At 62.8% G+C, this 21,273-nt stretch carries 18 protein-coding genes; 5 read left to right on the top strand and 13 right to left on the bottom strand.

Annotated features, from left to right (window positions below; all coding sequences use genetic code 11):
- Positions 1 to 700: 700 nt before the first annotated feature.
- Positions 701 to 2,677, top strand: a complete 1,977-nt coding sequence (locus DCO57_RS12105; RefSeq protein ID WP_116699146.1) for a M23 family metallopeptidase — start codon at positions 701 to 703, stop codon at positions 2,675 to 2,677.
- Positions 2,678 to 2,895: 218 nt separating this feature from the next.
- Here the strand turns inward: DCO57_RS12105 and clpB are convergent, their stop codons facing one another.
- From clpB to DCO57_RS12075, 6 genes are all read right to left on the bottom strand, one after another.
- Positions 2,896 to 5,493: an ATP-dependent chaperone ClpB gene (gene clpB, locus DCO57_RS12100; RefSeq protein ID WP_116699145.1), complete on the bottom strand. Its 2,598-nt coding sequence runs from the start codon at positions 5,491 to 5,493 to the stop codon at positions 2,896 to 2,898.
- A 500-nt stretch (positions 5,494 to 5,993) separates the two neighbouring features.
- Positions 5,994 to 6,704 carry a DUF4167 domain-containing protein gene (locus DCO57_RS12095; RefSeq protein ID WP_116699144.1) on the bottom strand — a complete coding sequence of 237 codons (711 nt, stop codon included), beginning with the start codon at positions 6,702 to 6,704 and terminating at the stop codon, positions 5,994 to 5,996.
- A 389-nt stretch (positions 6,705 to 7,093) separates the two neighbouring features.
- A complete protein-coding gene (prmC, locus tag DCO57_RS12090) occupies positions 7,094 to 7,936 on the bottom strand; it encodes a peptide chain release factor N(5)-glutamine methyltransferase (protein ID WP_116699143.1) in 843 nt (280 codons plus the stop codon).
- A gap of 3 nt (positions 7,937 to 7,939) precedes the next feature.
- Positions 7,940 to 9,013: a peptide chain release factor 1 gene (prfA, locus tag DCO57_RS12085; protein ID WP_116699142.1), complete on the bottom strand. Its 1,074-nt coding sequence runs from the start codon at positions 9,011 to 9,013 to the stop codon at positions 7,940 to 7,942.
- 54 nt (positions 9,014 to 9,067) lie between these two features.
- Positions 9,068 to 11,335 carry a phosphoenolpyruvate--protein phosphotransferase gene (ptsP, locus tag DCO57_RS12080; RefSeq protein ID WP_116699141.1) on the bottom strand — a complete coding sequence of 756 codons (2,268 nt, stop codon included), beginning with the start codon at positions 11,333 to 11,335 and terminating at the stop codon, positions 9,068 to 9,070.
- A gap of 73 nt (positions 11,336 to 11,408) precedes the next feature.
- Positions 11,409 to 12,659: an aspartate kinase gene (locus tag DCO57_RS12075; protein WP_116699140.1), complete on the bottom strand. Its 1,251-nt coding sequence runs from the start codon at positions 12,657 to 12,659 to the stop codon at positions 11,409 to 11,411.
- A 230-nt stretch (positions 12,660 to 12,889) separates the two neighbouring features.
- Between DCO57_RS12075 and ubiG the strand changes: the two genes are divergently transcribed.
- The 3 genes from ubiG to DCO57_RS12060 all read left to right on the top strand — a co-directional run bounded on the left by ubiG (position 12,890) and on the right by DCO57_RS12060 (position 15,027).
- Positions 12,890 to 13,654, top strand: coding sequence for a bifunctional 2-polyprenyl-6-hydroxyphenol methylase/3-demethylubiquinol 3-O-methyltransferase UbiG (gene ubiG / locus DCO57_RS12070; protein WP_116699139.1), 765 nt, complete (start codon positions 12,890 to 12,892; stop codon positions 13,652 to 13,654).
- Positions 13,651 to 14,346 (top strand): alpha/beta fold hydrolase, encoded by a 696-nt coding sequence (locus DCO57_RS12065; RefSeq protein WP_116699138.1) that lies wholly within the window; start codon positions 13,651 to 13,653, stop codon positions 14,344 to 14,346. The genes ubiG and DCO57_RS12065 overlap by 4 nt, the downstream gene beginning before the upstream one ends.
- A gap of 189 nt (positions 14,347 to 14,535) precedes the next feature.
- Positions 14,536 to 15,027 carry a phasin family protein gene (locus tag DCO57_RS12060; RefSeq protein ID WP_116699171.1) on the top strand — a complete coding sequence of 164 codons (492 nt, stop codon included), beginning with the start codon at positions 14,536 to 14,538 and terminating at the stop codon, positions 15,025 to 15,027.
- A 148-nt stretch (positions 15,028 to 15,175) separates the two neighbouring features.
- Here DCO57_RS12060 and DCO57_RS12055 read toward each other — a convergent pair whose 3' ends face one another.
- The 4 genes from DCO57_RS12055 to DCO57_RS12040 all read right to left on the bottom strand — a co-directional run bounded on the left by DCO57_RS12055 (position 15,176) and on the right by DCO57_RS12040 (position 17,874).
- The gene (locus DCO57_RS12055; RefSeq protein WP_116699137.1) at positions 15,176 to 15,685 is read right to left on the bottom strand and encodes a DUF1178 family protein; all 510 of its coding nucleotides are present in this window, start codon (positions 15,683 to 15,685) and stop codon (positions 15,176 to 15,178) included.
- Positions 15,682 to 16,536 (bottom strand): carbon-nitrogen hydrolase family protein, encoded by an 855-nt coding sequence (locus DCO57_RS12050; RefSeq protein ID WP_116699136.1) that lies wholly within the window; start codon positions 16,534 to 16,536, stop codon positions 15,682 to 15,684. Before DCO57_RS12050 ends, DCO57_RS12055 begins: the two co-directional genes overlap by 4 nt.
- A gap of 145 nt (positions 16,537 to 16,681) precedes the next feature.
- The gene (grxC, locus tag DCO57_RS12045) at positions 16,682 to 16,939 is read right to left on the bottom strand and encodes a glutaredoxin 3 (RefSeq protein ID WP_116699135.1); all 258 of its coding nucleotides are present in this window, start codon (positions 16,937 to 16,939) and stop codon (positions 16,682 to 16,684) included.
- Positions 16,940 to 17,079: 140 nt separating this feature from the next.
- Positions 17,080 to 17,874, bottom strand: a complete 795-nt coding sequence (locus DCO57_RS12040) for a ComF family protein (protein ID WP_208977914.1) — start codon at positions 17,872 to 17,874, stop codon at positions 17,080 to 17,082.
- Between the two features lie 116 nt (positions 17,875 to 17,990).
- Between DCO57_RS12040 and DCO57_RS12035 the strand changes: the two genes are divergently transcribed.
- Positions 17,991 to 18,884 (top strand): methyltransferase domain-containing protein, encoded by an 894-nt coding sequence (locus DCO57_RS12035; protein ID WP_116699134.1) that lies wholly within the window; start codon positions 17,991 to 17,993, stop codon positions 18,882 to 18,884.
- A 163-nt stretch (positions 18,885 to 19,047) separates the two neighbouring features.
- On the opposite strand, the gene DCO57_RS12030 is transcribed toward DCO57_RS12035, so the two are convergent.
- The 3 genes from DCO57_RS12030 to argJ form a co-directional block, all read right to left on the bottom strand.
- Entirely contained in the window at positions 19,048 to 19,263 is a 216-nt protein-coding gene (locus DCO57_RS12030; protein WP_116699133.1) for a Flp family type IVb pilin, read from the bottom strand.
- Positions 19,264 to 19,342: 79 nt separating this feature from the next.
- Positions 19,343 to 19,744 (bottom strand): (deoxy)nucleoside triphosphate pyrophosphohydrolase, encoded by a 402-nt coding sequence (locus tag DCO57_RS12025; protein ID WP_116699132.1) that lies wholly within the window; start codon positions 19,742 to 19,744, stop codon positions 19,343 to 19,345.
- Positions 19,745 to 19,858: 114 nt separating this feature from the next.
- Complete coding sequence (argJ, locus tag DCO57_RS12020) at positions 19,859 to 21,100, bottom strand: bifunctional glutamate N-acetyltransferase/amino-acid acetyltransferase ArgJ (RefSeq protein WP_116699131.1); 1,242 nt, start codon at positions 21,098 to 21,100, stop codon at positions 19,859 to 19,861.
- Positions 21,101 to 21,273: the final 173 nt, after the last annotated feature.

Genomic DNA, 21,273 nt, shown 5'->3' with positions numbered 1-21,273 from the left:
AGATCAGCGTACCTGCGTAACCCTTACTTAAAAACCAAACTCCGAACACAAGTGCTCAAAGCCAAGCTTCCCGCAAGGCCAACGCCGCCTACGCTTCCCTTCCTTCAAAATCAAATTGTCAATGAACCATTCACATAGCGTGAATGCGGCACAAGGCCTCCGACCAAAGACGTCAAGCCTGCTCCTGTTTCCAGGTCTGAGCGACGAAAATGTCCGGTAGAACCGACTGCGAAGAGCGCCGAGATGGCGGCGCCGCCGTCGATGGAGGGCGTTATACGCAGGGCCCGAACCGGAGTCAACAGACTTTGTCAAAAAAGATTCACAGAACGAATCCGGCCCCGAAAAACGCCATTCAAACATCGCGTTAGGCCAACGGTCCCGACGATGTCCCCGGATTTCCACCCGCACCGGAACCGCGATATGCCTGCCGCACCGGCGCCTGTGCACTCTTGTACCATCTCTTTTGCTGTAAAGGCCGTCCATGAAGGGATATAATCACACAACGGACAAATTCCGCAGGTACCGACGCTCTCAACCTTGGCCGGGGCAACGTCGGCGTCGCGGAAACAATTGACGTTTTTAGTCAAACACTGCATTTAGCAGGATCAGATTATGTTGGCGGACGGGAGTCCCCGGCCCTGTTCACGGGCTGACGGTTATGATCCCCTCGCAGGCTGTATGAAGGACCGGACAGGAATTAATGCAATTTGGCCCCTTCCATAGCGCACAGTCTCTTCACATAGAGCTTGGTGACGAGCCGCCATTGCGCGGCTATGAGGGCCGCAGCGGTCTTTCCGACCGGCGGCAGGTTTCCCTGCGCTGGCTTGCGGGGACCGTTCTCACCGGTGTGACGTCCCTTGTCCTTATGGGCGGCGCCCTGATGGCTGCGCTCGACGGCCAGTACAGCGTGGAGGCGGCCCCCTCCGCCGGGGCCTATCTGAACGGCCTGCCGGGTACCGCCGGCGGCGGCAGCAAGGGCGACAGGGCCCTGCGCACAGCCGCCGAATACTCCAGCAAGCATGTGATCGACGTGAATGTCGTCACCCGCGACGGCGACCGGGATTACATCCGTGTCCAGCCGCATGTTTTCGTCAGTGCGACCCTGGCCACCCGCAAGGACCCCGAACTTGCCGATCGCATCCCCCCCTTCAACCCGCTGAACATGTTTGCCGACAGCCGCGAGGACAACTCTCCGGCCGGTGTCGGCGACAGCGGCACGCCCCTGCTGGCCGACTCCATCTATGGCGCCAAGCTTGAGAGCGAGGTCAGCATCAGCCTGACCCCCTTCCCTGTATCGAGCGCCGCCATCGACCAGGAGAAGACCCCTTCGGAGACCGAGGTGGAATTGCGGGTTCGCGAAACGGCCCGGACCCTGTCCATCGACGCCGTTGAAATGGCTTCCAAGACCCTGGTCGATCCGGGACGCTTCGATTTCAATCTGGCGCTTCAGCCGGATCTGGAACGCTATGCGGTCCGCATCACGCCCGAGAACGTCTCCTTCGTCTCCAAGCGCGACGAGGACATCCGCTTCGCGGGCATGGACGAAAGCATCGTCCCGGTGAGCGCGGAGCAGGATCTGGCCGACGTTCTGATGGACCACGATGCGACCGAGGCAGAAGCCCGCACGATCGCGGCCGCCTTCCGCTCGAATTTCGGCATATCGGAGCTGGCCGACGGCCAGAGGCTGCGGATAGCCTTCGCGCCGTCGCCGGAAGACCTCGAACGCATGCGCCCCGAACGCATCAGCATCTACGAGAACACCGAACACCAGGCGACGGTGGCCCGTTCCGACAGCGGCGACTATATCCGGGCGAAAGAACCCAGCACCTTCCTGGCCGACGCCTTCGCGGAAGCCGACCGGGTTTCCTACGGCGGTCCGACACCGGCGATCTACGACAGCCTTTACCAGACGGCCCTTGAACAGGACATGCCCGAGGAGATCATCGACGATCTGGTGCGCATGTTCTCCTTCGACGTGGATTTCAATGCACGCGTCCAGCCGGGCGACTCCCTGGAGCTGTTCTTTGCCGAAGGCGACGACAACAGCGGCCCGAAGATCCTCTATGCCTCCCTGAACACCGGCAACACCACGCGGGAATTCTACCGCTACCGCTCACCGGATGACGGGGTCACCGATTTTTATGACGCCTCCGGCCAGAGCGCGAAGAAATTCCTCATCCGCAAACCGCTCAATGGCGGCAAGTTCCGCTCCGGCTTCGGCATGCGCCGCCATCCGATCCACGGATATACAAAGATGCACCGCGGCGTCGACTGGTCCGCGCCGCGCGGCACGCCGATCATCGCCGCGGGCAACGGGGTTGTCGTCAAGGCCGGCTGGAGTTCCGGTTACGGGCGCCGTGTCGAACTGCGCCATACCAACGGATACACCACCACCTACAATCACATGAGCGGCTTCGGCAAGGGCATCCAGGAAGGCGTTCGCGTCACCCAGGGCCAGATCGTCGGCTATGTGGGGTCCACCGGACTGTCCACCGGTCCGCATCTGCACTACGAAGTGCTGGTGAACAGCCGCTACATGGATCCGATGCGCATCAAGCTGCCCAAGGGCCGCACCCTGGATGGGGAAATGCGTGCCACCTTCGAGGCGGAACGCCATCGGGTCGATGCGCTTCTGGAGCGCGTCCGCAAACCGTCCCGCCTCGCTTCGATCAACTAGGGTGTGAACTCAGAAAATCGGCCGACCGCATTCGCAATGACGCCCTGCCTCGGGCGCCTGCCTGAGGCAGGGAAAGCGCTTGAATGCAACATGCAGGCAAAGGGCATGGCAGAAAACCGGAAAGCCCGCGGGACAGGTCCCGCGGGCTTTCTTCATTTCGACCGGAGCATTGCCTTCCCGGCGCTCCGCCAGGTCGGGGCCGCTCCGGGTGCCTGCCGTCAGGCAGCCGCGCTTGCGGTGCCCTCGACCTGGAAGATCAGCCGGTCACCACCCGCGGAGACATTCACCGTCTGACCGTCGAGTATTTCGCCGGACAACAGCTTTTCCGCCAGCGGATCCTGAACGTCCTTCTGGATCACGCGCTTCAGCGGCCGGGCACCATAGGCCGGGTCATAGCCCTTCTGGGCCAGCCAGCCGACAGCGCTGTCGTCCAGGTTCAGCGTGATCTTGCGGTCCTCAAGCAGCTCCCGCAGCCGTTCGAGCTGGATCATGACGATATTGGCCATCTGCGAACGCTGCAGGCGGTGGAACAGCACGATCTCGTCAAGCCGGTTGAGGAATTCCGGCCTGAAATGCCCGCGCACGGTCCCCATCACTTCATCCCGCACGGCGTCCGTATCCTCGCCTTCCCCCTGGTTGACCAGATACTCCGCCCCCAGGTTCGAGGTCATGATGATCAGCGTGTTGCGGAAATCGACGGTTCGGCCCTGACCATCGGTCAGACGGCCATCGTCGAGCACCTGCAGAAGCACGTTGAACACATCCCCGTGGGCCTTCTCGATCTCGTCGAAAAGCACCACCTGATAGGGCCGCCGGCGCACGGCTTCCGTCAGCGCGCCCCCTTCCTCGTAACCGACATAGCCCGGAGGCGCGCCGATCAGACGGGAGACGGAATGCTTTTCCATGTATTCCGACATGTCGATCCGCACCATCGCGCTGTCGTCGTCGAACAGGAAGCTGGCAAGCGCCTTGGTGAGTTCGGTCTTGCCGACACCGGTCGGGCCGAGGAACATGAACGAGCCGATCGGCCTGTTCGGATCCTGAAGGCCTGCCCGGGCGCGGCGGACCGCCGTTGCCACCGCATGGATCGCTTCGGCCTGACCGATCACCCGGCTCGCCAGGGCATCTTCCATGCTCAACAGCTTCTCGCGTTCGCCTTCCAGCATCTTGTCGACCGGAATGCCCGTCCATTTCGACACGACCTGGGCGATATGAGCCGGCGTGACCGCCTCATCCACCATGGTGTCGGTGTCTTCCGAGGCTTCGGCCTCGACCAGCTTGCGCTCCAGATCCGGGATGACGCCATAGGCCAGTTCGCCGGCCTTGGTGAGATCGCCCCGGCGCTGCGCGATTTCCAGATCCGTACGGGCCTGCTCCAGCTGCTCCTTGATCTTCTGCTCGAGGTTCAGCTTCTCCTTCTCGCTCAGCCAGCGCCCCGTCAGGGACTGGGACTGCTCTTCCAGATCCGTCAGTTCCTTTTCCAGCCGGGCCAGCCTGTCCTTGGAGGCCGCGTCATCCTCGACCTTCAGCGCTTCCCGCTCGATTTTCAGCTGGATGATCCTGCGATCGAGTTCGTCCAGCTCCTCGGGCTTGGAATCCACCTGCATCCGCAGACGGCTGCCGGCTTCGTCCATCAGGTCGATGGCCTTGTCCGGCAGAAACCTGTCGGTGATATAGCGGTTGGAGAGGGTCGCGGCGGAAACGATGGCCGAGTCCGTTATGCGCACGCCATGATGAAGTTCGTATTTCTCCTTGATGCCGCGCAGGATCGAAATCGTATCCTCGACCGTCGGTTCGCTGACGAAGACCGGCTGGAACCGGCGGGCCAGCGCCGCGTCCTTTTCCACGTGCTTCCTGAATTCGTCGAGCGTCGTTGCCCCGACACAATGCAGCTGCCCGCGGGCAAGCGCCGGCTTGAGAAGATTTGAGGCATCCATCGCGCCGTCGGCCTTGCCGGCTCCGACAAGCGTGTGCATTTCGTCGATGAACAGGATGACCTTGCCCGCAGCCGCCTCGACCTCGGCCAGAATCGCCTTCAGGCGCTCCTCGAATTCTCCGCGGTATTTCGCACCGGCGATCAGCGAGCCCATGTCGAGCGCCAGAAGCTGCTTGTCCTTCAGGGATTCAGGCACATCCCCGTTGATGATCCGCAGCGCCAGTCCCTCGGCTATCGCGGTCTTGCCCACGCCCGGTTCGCCGATCAGCACGGGATTGTTCTTCGTACGCCGGGACAGGACCTGGATCGTCCGGCGGATTTCCTCGTCGCGGCCGATGACAGGATCGAGTTTGCCCTCGCGCGCGACCTGGGTCAGATCGCGGGCGTATTTCTTGAGCGCGTCATACTGGCTTTCCGCCGTGGCGCTGTCGGCCGTCCGGCCCTGGCGCAACTGGTTGATCGCCTCGTTCAGCCCGTTCGGCGTGACCCCGTGGCGCTTCATCAGCTTGCCGGCCTCGCTGTCGCCATCCATGGCGAGCGCAAGCAGCAACCGTTCGACGGTGACATAGCTGTCACCCGCCTTCTCGGCGATCTTTTCCGCCTGTTCGAACAGGCGCGCAGTGCCCTGTGCCATATAGAGCTGTCCGGCCCCGCCGGACACCTTGGGCATCTTCTCCAGGACATCTTCCAGGTCGGCCTTGAGCAGTTTCGACTGACCGCCGGCCCTGTCGATCAGACCGCTGGCCATGCCTTCCGGGTCGTCCAGAAGCACTTTCAGGATATGTTCGGGCGTGAACTGCTGATGGCCCTGCCCCAGCGCATAGGTCTGGGCGGACTGAACGAACCCGCGGGCACGTTCGGTATATTTCTCAAAGTTCATAAGATACCTCCTGACCGTCCGCACCACCCGAAGCGTGGGGAACGTTGTGGGATACGGACCCCGTTGCGGGCATCCGCACAACGCCTGCGATCCCGGCCGGGATCCGAAGCATTGCTCCCATAATATAGTGTTGCATATTCATCACAAAAGCCCCCAGGTCACGATCCCGCAAACGAGGACGACGTGGTTTGATGCGAATGGCTCCCCTCAGGGAGCGGCAGCGACGGAAAAGCGGGTCATTTCTGGAACCTTTCGCAACGATCGGGCATCCCGTGAGGAAGAAAACACGCACAGGATTGCCTCGAACTGGTTCAAGCAATCAGCCTTCCGGGTACGAACCCGCGAAGCGCGGCTGAACCGGGTCCGTGACCAACCTTTTAATCGATTCCGGTTGCAGATCTGTTGATCTAAGTCACGCACCCCTGTGGAAATTTGCAATCCAAACGAAAACGGCGCCCTTCCGGACGCCGTTTTCACAAACCGATCTTCACCCGGGCCGCTTATTCGCCCGGGGTCATTTCGCCTGCGCTTGAAGCCTCGCTCGACACTTCGTCGGCAACCTTGGCGCGGCGCGCCCGAGCGGGCCGGCGTTGCGGTTTCGCAGGCTCTTCCCCGCCCGGAGCTTCCGCCTCACGGGGGGAAGCTGCCGTCTGGGGCGCGGCCTCGGAAGACGACGCGGCAGTCCGGCGCGGCGTGCGGGCGCGAGGCACCCGTGCCCGACGGCGCGGCTTTTCCTCGCCTGCCGTTTCGTCCGCCCCGGCCTTCTGTCCGGTGCCATTGACCTGGCCTTCCGGATCGATCAGCGGCATGTCTTCGATGAAGGGCTGCGGGCTGTCGGCGTCGACAAGATCCTCGTCGGCGGCCGAAGACGTGCGCTCCGGTGCCGGAGGACGCTCTGCGCCATTACCGTTATTGGCCGCCGATCCATTGACGGGCGCGGTATTGTCGAACCCCTCGTCAGCCTCGCCACGGGCAGAGGACTGAGCCGCCTGCTGGGGCGGCTGTGCGGCAGCCACGATGCGGAGATAGTGCTCTGCATGCTGGTTGTAATTCTCGGACATCACCCGGTCGCCGGATGCATGCGCATCACGGGCAAGCTGCTGATACTTCTCCGCGATATGCATCGCTGTGCCACGGATTTTCACATCAGGACCGTTCGATTCGAATGTCCGGGTTAGCGGATTAGGACCCTTGCGGCCCCTTCCGCGCATGCGCTTATTGCTTTGATTTCCTGGTCTCATCCTGCCGTTTTCTCTTGCGGAACGGCGGTCAGCATTCACTGACCCAACATCGGAATTGCGTAAAACCGATACGAAATACTTACCGAAACCAACAGTGCTGGTTAGCGGCTGTCACTGAAAACTCACGCAGGCGCTATAGGCCACCGGCCAACGCTTTGTCTTTTTCCTCGACAGTCCGAAACACCGGATAGTCCGATTTGCAACGACTGCCATAACGCTAAAACTGCGTCTGGCCTAACGCTGCCGGATGCGTATGCCCCGCTGATCGCTGATCACATCTCCGGTCTCGGCGTGATGAACCTAACCGTTTCCGCAAGGATTTCCAAGCGCTTTTTCAGCTTAGGAACAAAACGTTGAATTCAGGCCTTCCGGGCGACGGCAACGCGATCGTTTCCGGAAAGATCCCTAATGATTTCAATTGCTACAAAGCCATGATGACGCAGCTGTTTTTCCAGATCGCCCGCCTGGTCAAAACCGATTTCCAAAGCGATACCACCGCCCGGTTTCAACAGGGAAGCCGCATCCGTCACAATATGAAAATAGGCCTCAAGTCCGCTGTCTCCCCCGTCGAGCGCCAGGATCGGATCGTGCTGAATCACCTCCCGGTCGAGACCGGCCAGGACGGAGGACCGGATATAGGGCGGATTGCTGATCACCCAGTCCAGCCCGCCCCGCAGGCACGACATGTAGTCGGCGCACACGGGATAAAACCGCTCGCCGACGCCATGGTGGCCGGCATTGCGGAGTGCGCATTGCAGCGCCTCCTCGGACAGGTCCACGGCGATCATCCGGCAGCCGGGGCGTTCGGCCAGGAGGGAAACGGCGATGGCGCCGGTGCCGGTGCCGATATCGCACATGATGCCGGTCTGCTGCGGATCCGTGCGCGCAAGAACCGCATCGACCAGGGTTTCCGTATCCGGCCTGGGTTCCAGGGTTGCCGCATTCAGAAAGAACCTGCGGCCGTAAAACTCCCGCTCCCCGAGGATCCGCCCGACGGGCATGCCTTCCAGACGCAGCTTTTCATAGGTCCCGGCCCGCGCGGCCGCCTCCTGCGTGACCTCGGCATCCTCCCGCAGGACAAGATCGGCAACCGGAACGCCCAGCGCGGCGCTCACCAGCAACCGCGCGTCCAGATCCGGCGTCGCCAGCCCCGCCTGTCTGAACCGGTCCCGGACCTGCCGGTAGAGCTGTCCGGTCCGCATCGCTCAGCTGTCTACGGACGCGAGCAGACCGGCCTGATGATCGACGATCAACGCGTCGATGACCTCGCCAAGCGCCTCGCCGGCAATGATCTGGTCGAGCTTGTAGAGCGTCAGGCCGATCCGGTGGTCGGTCACACGTCCCTGGGGGTAATTGTAGGTCCGTATCCGTTCGGAGCGGTCTCCGGAACCGACCTGAAGCCGTCGGGCTTCGGTCCGCTCGCTCGCCGCGCGCGCGCGTTCCTCGTCATAGATCCGTGCCCGCAGAAGCTGCATGGCGCGCGCCTTGTTCTTGTGCTGGGAGCGTTCATCCTGAACGGCCACCACGATCCCGGTCGGCAAATGGGTGATGCGCACGGCGGAATCGGTCGTGTTCACATGCTGCCCGCCGGCGCCGGAGGCACGGAAGGTGTCGATGCGCAAATCGCTGTCCTGAACGTCGATATCGACATCCTCGGCCTGCGGCAACACGGCCACGGTGGCCGCCGACGTATGAATGCGACCGCCCGATTCGGTTGCCGGAACACGCTGGACCCGGTGCACACCGGATTCGAACTTGAGCCGGGCGAAGACATGGTCGCCGGAAACCGAGGCGATCACCTCCTTGTAACCGCCGACCTCGCCTTCGCTGGCGGACAGGATTTCCACCTTCCAGCCCTGGAGCTCGGCATAGCGCTGATACATGCGGAACAGATCCCCCGCGAACAGGGCCGCTTCATCGCCGCCCGTTCCCGCGCGCACTTCCAGGATCGCATCGTTGGCATCCGCCTCGTCCTTGGGCAGCAGGCCGATGCTCACATCCCGGCTGAGGCGTTCCACGCGCTCGGCAAGCTCGTCCCGCTCCAGTTCCGCAAGCTCGCGCATCTCCGCATCCGAGTCCGGATCCGACACCAGCGACTTTGCCCCCTCAAGATCCTTTTCGGCCTGGATGAGCTCCCGGATCTTGCCGACCAGCGGCTCCAGACCGGCATATTCGCGGGAGAGTTTCACGTAAGCGGCAGGGTCCGGATTCGACGACATCATGTGTTCGAGTTCGGCAAAGCGGTCCAGCAGATTATCAAGTCTATGACGCGCCAGCATCCGCGCAAGATCTCCCAGGATTGACGTTAAGAGGGGGCGTTACGCCCGTTTCCGCTAAAGAGCAACATCCATGTCTGCGGCGAAGCGCTTCAGGACGTCCCGGATATTGCTGTCGCCATGCCCGGGTTCCAGCCGCGGCAGGATACGGGCGGACAGGCGGCCCGCGTCCAGAGTGCGCAGCATTGCCTTCACCGGCCCCAGCGATGCCGGCGACATCGACAGATCGCGATAGCCCAGCCCGATCAGCGCCATAGCCTCCAGGGGCCGGCCGGCCAGCTCACCGCACAGTGTCACCGGGACATGGGCCTTATGTGCGGCATCCACAATGGATTTCAAGGCTCTCAGGAAACCGACGCTCAGGGTATCGAACCGGTCGGCAACCCGCGTGTTGCCCCGGTCGACCGCACAGAAGAACTGGAACAGATCGTTCGAGCCGACGGACACGAAGTCGACATGGAACATCAGTTCCTCGAGCTGGAACAGCAGGGACGGCACCTCGATCATCACCCCGAGCCGGATGTTGTCCGGCGTCTGGTGACCATGACGGCGCAGATGCCTGATTTCCTTGTTGACAAGGGCCTTGGCCTGCAGGAATTCCCGCACCTCCGCAACCATCGGGAACATCAGCTTCAGCTCGCGTCCCGCGGCCGCATGCAGCAACGCCCGGATCTGGGTGCGCAACAGGCCGGGCCGATCGAGACCGAGCCGCAGGGCGCGCCAGCCCATGGCCGGGTTTTCCTCCTGGATCGAGCGCAGATAGGGAAGGACCTTGTCCCCGCCGATGTCGAGGGACCGGAAGGTCACCGGCTTGCCGTTGGCCTCGTCCAGAACCTGGGAGTATTGCGCCTGCTGTTCGCGCATGCGCGGAAAGGAGGAGGCAACCATGAACTGGAGTTCGGTGCGGAACAGACCGACGCCCGCCGCCCCCGATTCGGCAAGATGCGGCAGATCGACCAGCAGGCCGGCGTTCATCTGCAGGGAAAACTCGACCCCGTCCTTTGTCACCGACGGCTTGTTGCGCAGGCGCCGGTATTGCGCCTGGCGCCGCGCCCGGAACCGGACCTTTTCCGCATAGGCGTTTTCCAGGTCGGTCGCAGGGCGAAGATGAACCTCACCCGTGTCACCGTCCACGATGATCGCATCGCCGCCATCCGCCAGGCCGACGATGTCATGCACCAGCCCGACCATGGGAATGCCCAGAGCCCGGGCAACGATGGTCACGTGACTGGTCGGCCCGCCTTCCTCCAGCACCAGACCGCGGATCCGGTCCCGTCCGTAGTCCAGCAGTTCCGCGGCCCCCATGTTGCGGCCCACGATAATGGCATCCTGGGGCAGTTCGTCGTGACCGGGGCCATGTTCACGGCCCATGAGCTCACGGATGAGCCGGTGAGCCAGGTCGTCGAGGTCGTGCAGGCGTTCGCGCAGATAGGGGTCCGTCTGACGCAACATGCGCGCGCGCGTATCGCTCTGGACCTTCTCGACCGCCGCCTCTGCCGTCAGGCCGTTGCGGATCGCTTCCTCGATCTTGCGGATCCAGCCCCGGTCATAGGCGAACATGCGGTAGGCTTCGAGCACCTCCCGGTGCTCACCGGTGGCCGCGATCTCGCCGCTGGCCAGAAGATCGTCGATGGACAGGCGCAGGCGATTGATGGCCCCGTCGAGACGGGCGCTCTCGCTGTCCGTGTCCTCGGCAATCAGATTCGTGATGACGACGCGCGGCTCGTGCAGAACCACATGGCCGAGCCCCACGCCTTCGGAAAGCCCGGTGCCGGTCGAGGTGATCGGCCGCGACAGGTCCAGTCCGGTGGCTTTCTGGGAAATCGCCTCCAGCTCACCCGCGGCCACCATCTCGGCAATGACCATCGCCGTGGTCTGCAGGGCTTCCACCTCGTCTTCCAGATAGGTGCGGTGGGACTGGTTCTGCACGACGAGAACGCCTAGCGTGCGCCCCGCCCTCAGAATCGGCACGCCAAGGAACGAGTTGTAGGCTTCTTCACCGGTTTCCGGCAGATAGGTAAAGCCCGGATGGGCGCTGGCGTTCGGCAGGTTCAGGGGACGTGCTTCGGCGGCGATCAGGCCGACAAGCCCCTGGCCGACGCGCAGGGACGCGTTGTGTACCGCCTCGCGATTCAGACCTTCCGTTGCATAAAGCTCCAGAACGCCGTCCGCGCGCAGAATGTAGACCGAACAGACTTCGGCAACCACATTCGACGCGATGAGCACGACAATCTTGTCGAGTCGCTCCTGCGCCGTGATCGGCTCCGCCATGACTTCCCGAAGCCGGCGGAGCAGCAGGCGCGGTCCGGCTAGGTTGCTGCGCATGGCGCCCCCGTTTGATCCCGCTTCACACAAGCTCCCGGCCCGGATCCGTACCGCAGCCCGCTTGCCGGATGAACTATCCGTCCAACCCGTATAGCGAATGGAGAGTCCGCACTGCAAGTTCCGCGTATGCCGAATCAATGAGCACGGAGATTTTGATTTCCGAAGTCGTGATGGCGCGGATGTTGATTCCCTTGGAGGCGAGCCCCCTGAAACACTGGGCCGCGATGCCCGCATGGGAGCGCATTCCGATGCCGATGACGGAGACCTTCACCACGTCGGTGGCCCCTTCCAGATTCTGGAAGCCGATCGCCGCGCGATTGTCCTCCAGCACCTTGATGGCCCGCTCGTATTCGCCTTCGGGAACGGTGAAGGTGATATCCGTCGTCTTGCCGTCCGGAGAAATGTTCTGGACGATCATGTCGACATTGATGTGATTATCGGCAAGCGGTCCGAACACCAGTTCGGCCACGCCGGGCTTGTCCGCGACGTCACGGATTGAGATCTGGGCTTCGTCCTTGGCATAGGCGATGCCGGTGACAACCTGCTGTTCCACGAGTTCGTCCTCGTCGCAAATAAGGGTACCAATCGGAAGGCCGTCAGAGTCGACCTGCGGTGCATGCGGATCATCGAAGCTGGAGCGCACGAAGGTCCTGACACCGTGAACCATAGCCATCTCGACCGAGCGGACCTGGAGAACCTTCGCCCCCAGGGACGCCATTTCGAGCATTTCCTCGAAGGACACCCGTTTCAGCCGTTTCGCCTTGGGCACGATCCGCGGGTCGGTCGTGTAGACGCCGTCGACATCCGTATAGATATCACATCGATCCGCCTTGATGGCAGCGGCGATGGCGACCGCGCTGGTGTCGGATCCTCCGCGCCCCAGCGTCGCGATCCGGTTGTCCGGAGACAGGCCCTGGAAACCGGCAAGAACCGCAACCTGACCCTGTTCGAGACGCTCCATCAGGAAACTGCCGTCAATGTCGCGGATCCGCGCCGCGCCGTGATTCTCGTCGGTCTTGATCGGCACCTGCCAGCCCTGCCAGGAGCGCGCGTTCACGCCCATGTCCTGCAGGACGATGGCCAGCAGACCGGAGGTCACCTGTTCGCCGGATGCGACAACGGCATCATATTCGCGGGCGTCATGAAGCGGCGAAGCTTCCCGGCAATATTGCACCAGCTGGTTGGTCTGTCCGGCCATCGCCGAGACAACGACCGCGACCTGGTGGCCGGCATCCACTTCCCGTTTGACATGGCGGGCGACATTGCGGATGCGATCTAGATCGGCAACCGAAGTCCCGCCAAATTTTAAAACCAGTCGGGCCATACCACTCGTATTCTTCTTGCGGGTTCGTGAAGCGCCTGAAGCGCCGGATGGATCGGCGCACATGCATACAGGCTGCGGTGCATTGCTGCAACCGGCCTGAGAAGCGAATACCGAGAGCGGATTTGCAACCGGTCCGGCTTGACAAAGACCCGGCGAGGCTGGAACGACAGCGGTAGAAAGTCCAACCGGCCGCGCCTCTCCAGCGGCCTGACGTCTGAAAGGATCGTCCGATGACAGACAAGGCACGAGAAAATTCCGGCACGATCGACACCGAAGAGGTCGCCCGTTTTTCCGCAATGGCCGAGGAATGGTGGGATCCGGCAGGCAAGTTCAAGCCGCTGCACAAGTTCAATCCGGTGCGTCTGGCCTATATCAAGCAGGAAGTCTGCCGCCGGTTCGACCGGGATCCGAAGGCATCGGACGCCTTCAGGGGACTGCGTTTCCTCGACATCGGCTGCGGCGGCGGACTGCTGTGCGAACCGATGGCCCGCCTCGGTGCGGAAGTCGTCGGTGCGGATCCTTCCCAGGTCAATATCGAGATTGCGAAACTTCACATGCGCAGCTCCGGCCTCGACATCGACTACCGGACAGAAACCGCCGAAGCGCTGGCCGCCGCCGGGGAAACTTTCGACGTGGTGCTGAACATGGAAGTGGTCGAGCACGTTGCCGACGTGCCGCTGTTCCTCGAGGCGACCGGAAGCATGGTCCGGCCCGGCGGACTGATGTTCGTGGCCACCATCAACCGGACCCTCAAGGCCTATGCCCTGGCCATTGTCGGTGCGGAAGTCGTTCTGCGCTGGCTTCCCAGGGGCACCCATTCCTACGAGAAGCTGGTCAAGCCGGAAGAGATCGAGGCCCCGCTGCAAAAGGCCGGCCTGAAGATCATCGACCGCTCCGGAGTGAGCTACAATCCGCTGACGGACAGCTGGGGCCAGTCGCGCGACATGGACGTGAACTACATGCTGCTGGCGGAAAAGACGGCCTCTTCCACATGAGCGATCCGATCGTCTTCGTTCCCGGCCTCCTGTGCACCGAAGCCCTCTTCGCACCGCAGATCGTCGCCTTTGCCGATCGCCCGATCATGGTGGGCAACCACCGTGAACACGACAGCATCGAGGCCATCGCTGCCGCGATACTGGAAAAGGCGCCGCAGCGGTTTTCCCTGATCGGCCTGTCCATGGGCGGCTACATCTGCATGGAGATCATGCGCGAGGCACCGCAGCGGGTGGGAAAACTGGCGCTTCTCGACACCAACGCCCGTTCGGACACCCCCGACCAGTCGGAGCGGCGAAAGTTCCTGATCGACCTGACCCGCAAGAAAGGCTTCGCGAAGATCCCGCATCTGCTTTACCCGGGCTTCGTCCATGAAAAACGCGAAGAAGACGCCGCGCTCAAGGTAATCGTGGTCGATATGGCCATGGAAACCGGGCCGGAGGCCTTCATCCGCCAGCAGACCGCGCTGATCGACCGCATCGATGCCCGTCCCCGGCTTTCGGACATCGCCTGCCCGACCCTCGTTCTGGTCGGCGACGGAGACCGGCTGACCCCACCGCCGGTTGCCCGGGAAATCCACGAACGGATTTCCGGCAGCGACCTTGTGGTGATCGCAGGCAGCGGACACCTGTCCACCCTGGAAGAGCCGGACAGCACCTCCGCCGCGCTCCGGACGTTCCTGAATCGCCCTTGACGCGGGCGGCCCGGCACAGCCGCCTTTCCGTCGCGGCTCCCTCGCTGTTTGATCCCTGTCAAAGATGCGCCGCGAAAACATCGTAGACTGCAAGCGAGGGGCGAGAACCGGCTGCGGGACATCGTGGCGGATCGAAAAGTGGACCGGCTTCAACGGCTGGAGCTGACGGACAACAGCGGAGAATGTGACATGCCTGCCAAACGGAATACGGATGCCTTCGATTTCAGCTCGATGATGACCCAGTGGCCGATGCCTTCCTTTTCGAACTGGAATTTTGCGGAACGGGAAGACCGCATCGAAGCCAAGGCTGTCGCCAGCGTCCAGAAGATGGGTCAGACACTGTGGACCCATACCGAACGGGCCCTGGACGACCAGATGAATTTTGTCAGCCATCGCCTGCATGAAGACATCGAATGCGCGAAATCGTTGAGCCAGTGCACGGCGCCGGAGGAAACCATGGCGACCCTGCAGGCCTTCTATTCCAAGATGGCGAACGAGTATCAGGAATACTTCGAAAAGCAGGCTGCCCTGCTCCGCGACAGCTTTTCCGACAATGCCGCCGTCGTCGAGGAACTCAACGAAACGGCCCTGGAGACCGTCAGCGAACTCGGCAAGGCTACGGAAGAAACCCTGAAGGAAGTCCAGTCCAAATCCACAGGACGCCGCAAGTCGGCCGTTTGAACAGGCACGCCGCGCACATGCGTCGGCAGGCTGTCATCAAAGCCGAAAGCCACCCGCATTCTGAGGACCGCGGGTGGCTTTCGTGTTTGCGGTCCGGCAAGGGCCTGTCCCGGCGGAGACCGCAAGTGGTCTCGACGCTCCCAGGTATTCAGTTCTTGTCCTCGGGCAGTTCGGGCAGGGGAAGAACGGCAATGCCCTCGTCCAGCAGGGCTTCCGCGTCCTGTGGTGTGGTTTCGCCGTAAATGCTGCGCTCTTCCGCCTCGCCATAATGCATTTTCCGGGCTTCCGTGGCGAAATCCGCCCCCACATTTTCCGAGTTTTCGATAATGCGGGCGCGCACCTCGCGCAGGGTCTCGACGATTTCCTTGTGACGGATATCCACCGGCAGCAGCGCCGAAGGCTGCATGGGCGTGGTAGCCGGCGCTGCCGGTGCGCTCGCCTGCGCCGGACGGACCTCCGTATCGGCGGGACAGGACGGCGCTTCCTTCTTCCGGGATGTGGACACTGCAGGCGCCATCAGCGCCTTTCTGACATCCGTGGCGCCGCAGACCGGGCACACCACCAGGTGGCGGGTGCACTGCATTTCAAAATCGTCTGAATTCCGGAACCAGCCTTCGAAATTATGCGTGTTGCCGCAAACAAGCGTGTACCTGATCACGCCGGTTCCTCCTTCAGGCCTTCGACAACCCGGCAGGTGAATTCCCGCTCATTGGCAATGGCGGGGATACGCCCGCGTGCCTGGGACACTTTGTCCGTATCGATTTCGGCCAGCACATGCCCTGGCGCGTCATGATCGAGTTCGGCGATCACATGTCCCCATGGATCGACCATGAGACTGTGACCGTAGGTCTCCCTGCCATCCTCATGGACACCGCCCTGCGCCGCGGAGATGACGAAGGCGCCGTTCTCGATGGCGCGGGCACGCTGCAACACATGCCAGTGGGCTTCCCCGGTCTGGCGCGTGAAGGCGGCGGGGGCGGTGACGATCTGCGCACCGGCGCGCGCCTGTGTCCGGAAGATCGCCGGAAAGCGGATATCGTAGCAGACCGCCATGCCGATCCGCGCCAGAGGCAGATCGAGGACCACGGATTGCGTGCCCGGCTCATAGGTCGCCGATTCACGCCAGCTCTCCCCGTTGGGCAGATCCACGTCGAACATGTGGATCTTGTCGTAGCTGGCGAGAATTCGCCCGTCCGGCGCAATCATGAAGGCCCGGTTGGCGACCTTGCCATTGCCTGCCAGCACCGCCAGGGAGCCGATATGAAGATGAACGCCGAGATCCGCCGCCACGGATCGTGCCATCGACAGGAACGGATCGTCTCCGGGCCCTGAAATGCGCTCCAGAAGTTCCTCGCGGCTGCGCACCAGCACATTCGACATTTCCGGGGTCTGAATATATTGCGCCCCGTCCATGGCGGCCGCCCGGATCAGGCTTTCGGCCGCGTCCCTATTTTCAGACAGGGTCTTGCCGCTGCGAAGCTGGATACATGCTGCGATAAACGAGGGCATCTGGCGCCTTCCCTCCGGTGGACAGGAATGAATCAGGGTATCATCAGATCAGCCTGCTTTCATACGGCATCCCATGAAAGCAGGAAAGCCGGTCGTCCGGGCGTGTCGGACCGCACCTGCAAATTGCCGCGATTCGCACGCCGGATCACGATGCAAGCAGGGCGTCCAGCTTGCCGGCCCGGTCCAGCGCATGCAGTTCGTCGCAGCCGCCCACATGGGTCGAGCCGACAAAAATCTGCGGAAAGGTGGAGCGGCCATTGGCCTTCTGTACCATTTCCTTGCGCAGGCCCGGATCGAAGGTTGCGTCGAATTCCTTATAGGTGACGCCTTTGCGCTCCAGCAGCCGCTTGGCCGCCGTGCAAAACCCGCAAAGCTGGCGCGTGTAGATGACCACTTCAGCCATTCGTTCTATCCTTTTGTTGCCTGCCGGAACGGTTCGCCCGCTGTCAGGACCTCGGCGAACCCGGTCCGCCGGGCACAATCCGTTCGATAAGAAATCCCGGCGTTATATGCGTTCACCGCGGAAAAACTCAAGGGACAGCTTCAAACCGACAAGCTGCCGTTCCCGGATCGGACCGAAGGATCGGCAAGCGCAAATGTGAGCACATCCACGGATGAAGCCCCCGCCGCCAGGAGAACCCTGGTGCAGGCGGAGATCGTCGATCCGGTCGTCATCACATCATCGACCAGGACAACATGGCGGCCCTGAAGGTGACCTTTCCGCGCTGCATCCACCGCGAAGGCGGAGCGGACGTTTTTCCGCCGGTCCTTTGCCGACAGACCGACCTGCTGGCGTGTCCGCTTCCGGCGTTTCAGGATCTCCGGCTCGAACTGCCCGCCACAATGCGCCGCAACGGACCGGGCAAGGTCGGCAGACTGGTTGAAACGGCGGGACAGCAGACGCAGCCAATGCAGCGGAACGGGGACGATGAGACTGTCCCGATCGAGGAACTCGCTCCCGCTGCGGCTCATCCAGCGTCCCATGGACCGGGCAAGCTCGCGGCGCCGCGAGAACTTGAGGGCCAGAACCAGCTCCCGTGCCGGACCGTCATAGAAGGCGACCGACCGCAGCCGGTCGAACACGGGCGGCGAGGCGATCGCACGCGGGCTCCAGGCGCCCTCCCCCACATCATAGGTGAAGGGTATTCCCAGGCGCTGGCACCACGGCCGTTCGATGAAGGGCATGTTCTGCCAGCAGCGCGGGCACAGGCCGTCCCGGGAGGCCACTTTCGCCTCGCAGCACAGACACCGCAGCGGCAGCAGAAAATCCAGCGCCAGCCCCGCAGCCGAGCGGGGAGCCGAAACCAGGCGTGTGCCGATGAAGGACAAGTGCTTCACCTGTACGGACCTCACCAATCGTCAACCCCGGCCGTATGCCGGCAGGGGCAAGTCTTTGACCTTCCGGTCCGGATACCATATGTGACCGGCCATGCTCTGACAAAGGCCGAGTTCCCGTGACCGCACAACCAGACCTGTTCGACCGCCCGTTGTTCCGCAGCCGCCGCGAGCGTGCCCTGAGGGCCGCCAAGCCCGGCGCGGACTTTCTTCTGCGGGCTGTCGCGGAGGATCTGCAGGACCGCCTGCTGATGATCAACCGGACCTTTCGCACGGCAGTTGATCTGGGCGGGCATTGCGGCCTGGTGTCGCGGGCCATCTCAGGATCCGGCAAGGCGGAGACCCTCGTCCGGGCGGATCTGTTCTGCGCCGACCCGAACCTGCCGCCGCCGGATGTGATCTGCGACGACGCCATGCTTCCGTTCCGGGACCAGTCGGTCGATCTGATCGTCTCCGCGCTGAACCTGCAATTCGTCAACGACCTGCCCGGAAGCCTGGTGCAGATCCGCCGGGCACTGACACCGGACGGTCTGTTTCTGGCGACACTGCCCGGCGCGGGCACGCTGACGGAACTGCGCGACAGCCTCACCCGGGCGGAACTGGAACTCAGCGGCGGGGCCGCCGCCCGCGTCCTGCCATTCGCCGATACGCGCGATCTCGGCAGCCTGCTGCAACGGGCCGGCTTCGCTCTTCCCGTCACGGATCTGGACACGCTTACGGTTCGCTATGACACCATGTTCGCGCTGCTCGCGGACCTGCGCGCCATGGGAGCGACCTCGGTTCTGAAAGACCGCAGCCGCACGCCTCTCACGGAAAAGGTCCTGCTGCGCGCTGCCGAACTCTACGCGCAGGACCACAGCGATCCGGACGGGCGGATCAGGGCGACATTCGCCCTTGTGACGCTCTCGGGCTGGGCGCCTCACGAAAGCCAGCAGAAACCGCTGCGTCCGGGATCGGCCAGATCCAGACTGGCGGATGCGCTTGGGGTCGAGGAAAAGAAGATCGGCGATTAGAACGCGTCGCGTCTAAGCACATTCATGGCTTCAGGAAGCCCCCGAGGCAGCCTTGGCATCGCAAATGCGTTCGGGCGATGTTCTGAATTCAATTGAACGCGACATGCTCCAGGACCGGCGCCGGACCGCAAGCTCGCCAATGGTCCGGCGGGCCGTCGGCACGTCAGCCGCCTCCCGTGACCTCATTGAGGGCATCCATGGCCGCGCCGAAGATATCGTCACTCAAAATTCCGCCAATTTCCTGGAAACTGACAATGAGGATGCCCCCGATGATGCCGACGATCAGCGCATATTCAATGGTGGTGGCCCCGCCCTCATTCCGGAAGAACCGGGTCAGAAGATGGCTTGCCCCCCGGCAGCACGCGGACGTCCTGAACATTGCGAATATTCTCCACCTGGAACGGGAGAAACAAACTCGGCTGCCGCATTCCGCCTCGCCCTGACCGCACTCGAAATGCCTAGACGGCTTCCAGAATATGCGGAATGAGCGGTTCATCGGCCGCCGGCATCGGATAATCCCTCAGCCGGCCTGCCCGCACCCATTTCAGCGCCTGGTTTTCCAGACCCCGAGCCACACCGTCCCATCTGCGGCAGATGAACAATGGCATGAGAAGATGGAAATCCTCATAAGCGTGGCTGGCAAAGGTCAGCGGCGCCAGACACGCTTCCTTAACCGTGATGCCGAGCTCCTCGTCGAGTTCCCGGATAAGGGTTTCTTCCGGCCGCTCGCCGTCTTCGACCTTCCCCCCCGGAAACTCCCACAATCCGGCCATGGATTTGCCCTCCGGCCGCTGCGCCAGGAGAATGCGCCCGTCCACATCCACCAGGGCGCAGGCCGCGACGAGTACGATCTTGGTCATGGTCGGGGTCCAGTTCTGAGACAGTCGCTTGAGGGGCGGTTAAGCAACTCCGGTTGAAATCCGCAAGTTCTCCGGCGTATCCGGATCGGGCCGTGTCATGGTCGGGTCCGGAAGCTAGCTGCGGTAATCGCCGTTGATGGCGACATATTCCTTGGTCAGGTCACAGGTCCATACGGTGGCATGCCCTGTGCCGAGGCCCAGATCCACCCGGATGACGATATCGTCCTCTTTCATCACCGCGGAGGCAGCCTCCTCGCTGTAATCGGGGTCCCGTTCTCCGTCGACGGCCACGCGCACGTCACCGAACCAGATCGCCAACCGGTCCCGATCCGCCGGCTCGCCGGCCTTGCCGACAGCCATGACCACCCGTCCCCAATTGGCATCCTCTCCGGCGACCGCGGTCTTGACGAGCGGCGAATTGGCGATCGACAGCGCGATCCTTTTCGCGGAAGCATCGCTCTCGGCGCCTTCGACGCGCACTTCAACGAATTTCCGGGCCCCTTCGCCGTCGCGGACAACCTGATGCGCCAGCTCCAGCATCACATCCCCCAGCGCCGCGCGCAGAACCTCCACGCGAGGATCCTCGAGGGAGGCAACAGGCGCTACCCCTCTCGCCGCCGCCGTGCCGGTTGCGAACAACAGGACGGTATCGGAGGTCGATGTGTCGCTGTCGACCGTTACCGCATTGAAGCTGCGCTCGGTTTCCGTGCCCAGCAGGGCCTGGAGGACATCCGGCGCGATGGCCGCATCGGTGAAGATGAAGGACAGCATGGTCGCCATGTCCGGCGCGATCATGCCCGCTCCTTTTGCGATGCCGTTGATCGACACCGTTTCCCCGTCCAGATCGACGGATGCGGTCGCCACCTTCGGATAGGTGTCCGTCGTCATGATCGCCCGGGCGGCATCCAGCCAGGACGCACGGCCCTGGTCGGCCTTCAGGTCTCCGATCACATCCGCGAATTTCTCCGCCCCGAGCGGTTCGCCGATCACCCCGGTCGAGGCAAGGAAGATTTCCTCCTCGCCGCAGCCGAGAGCGCCGGAGACAATCTGCGCGGACAATTCGACCGCCGCCGCGCCCTTTTTGCCGGTAAAGGCGTTGGCATTGCCCGAATTCACCAGAAGCGCACGCGCCCTTCCGGCTCCGATGCGGTCCTTGCACCAGTCCACCGGCGCGGAGGAACATCTGGATCGGGTAAACACGCCTGCAACGGCCGTGCCCTCGCAGACCGTCGCCAGCAGCACATCCGTGCGGCCCTTGTATTTGATACCTGCCGAAGCGGTCGCGAATTGAACGCCCTCGATCTCCGGCATGTGCGGATAGGATTTGGGGGCGAGAGGGGAAACGGTCGTCGGCATGGAAGCTTTTCCGGCACTCTTGGTCAACGGTTGAACCTTTCGACCGGTTCCGGACGAAAAGCCGCTTGATCTACCCAAAAGCGCCGCGGCGGCGCAAGCCTTTTCGCCCGCCGCCCGTCCTGAGAAAAACCCGGCAGCAAGGCGCCGCCGGGTCGAATTGTCGCCGGGACGCG

It is taken from the genome of Labrenzia sp. 011 (genome assembly GCF_003075075.1).
Lineage (GTDB): Bacteria > Pseudomonadota > Alphaproteobacteria > Rhizobiales > Stappiaceae > Roseibium.
Note: the sequence above shows the minus strand (reverse complement) of the source record. Positions and strands in the feature narration are given on the sequence as shown.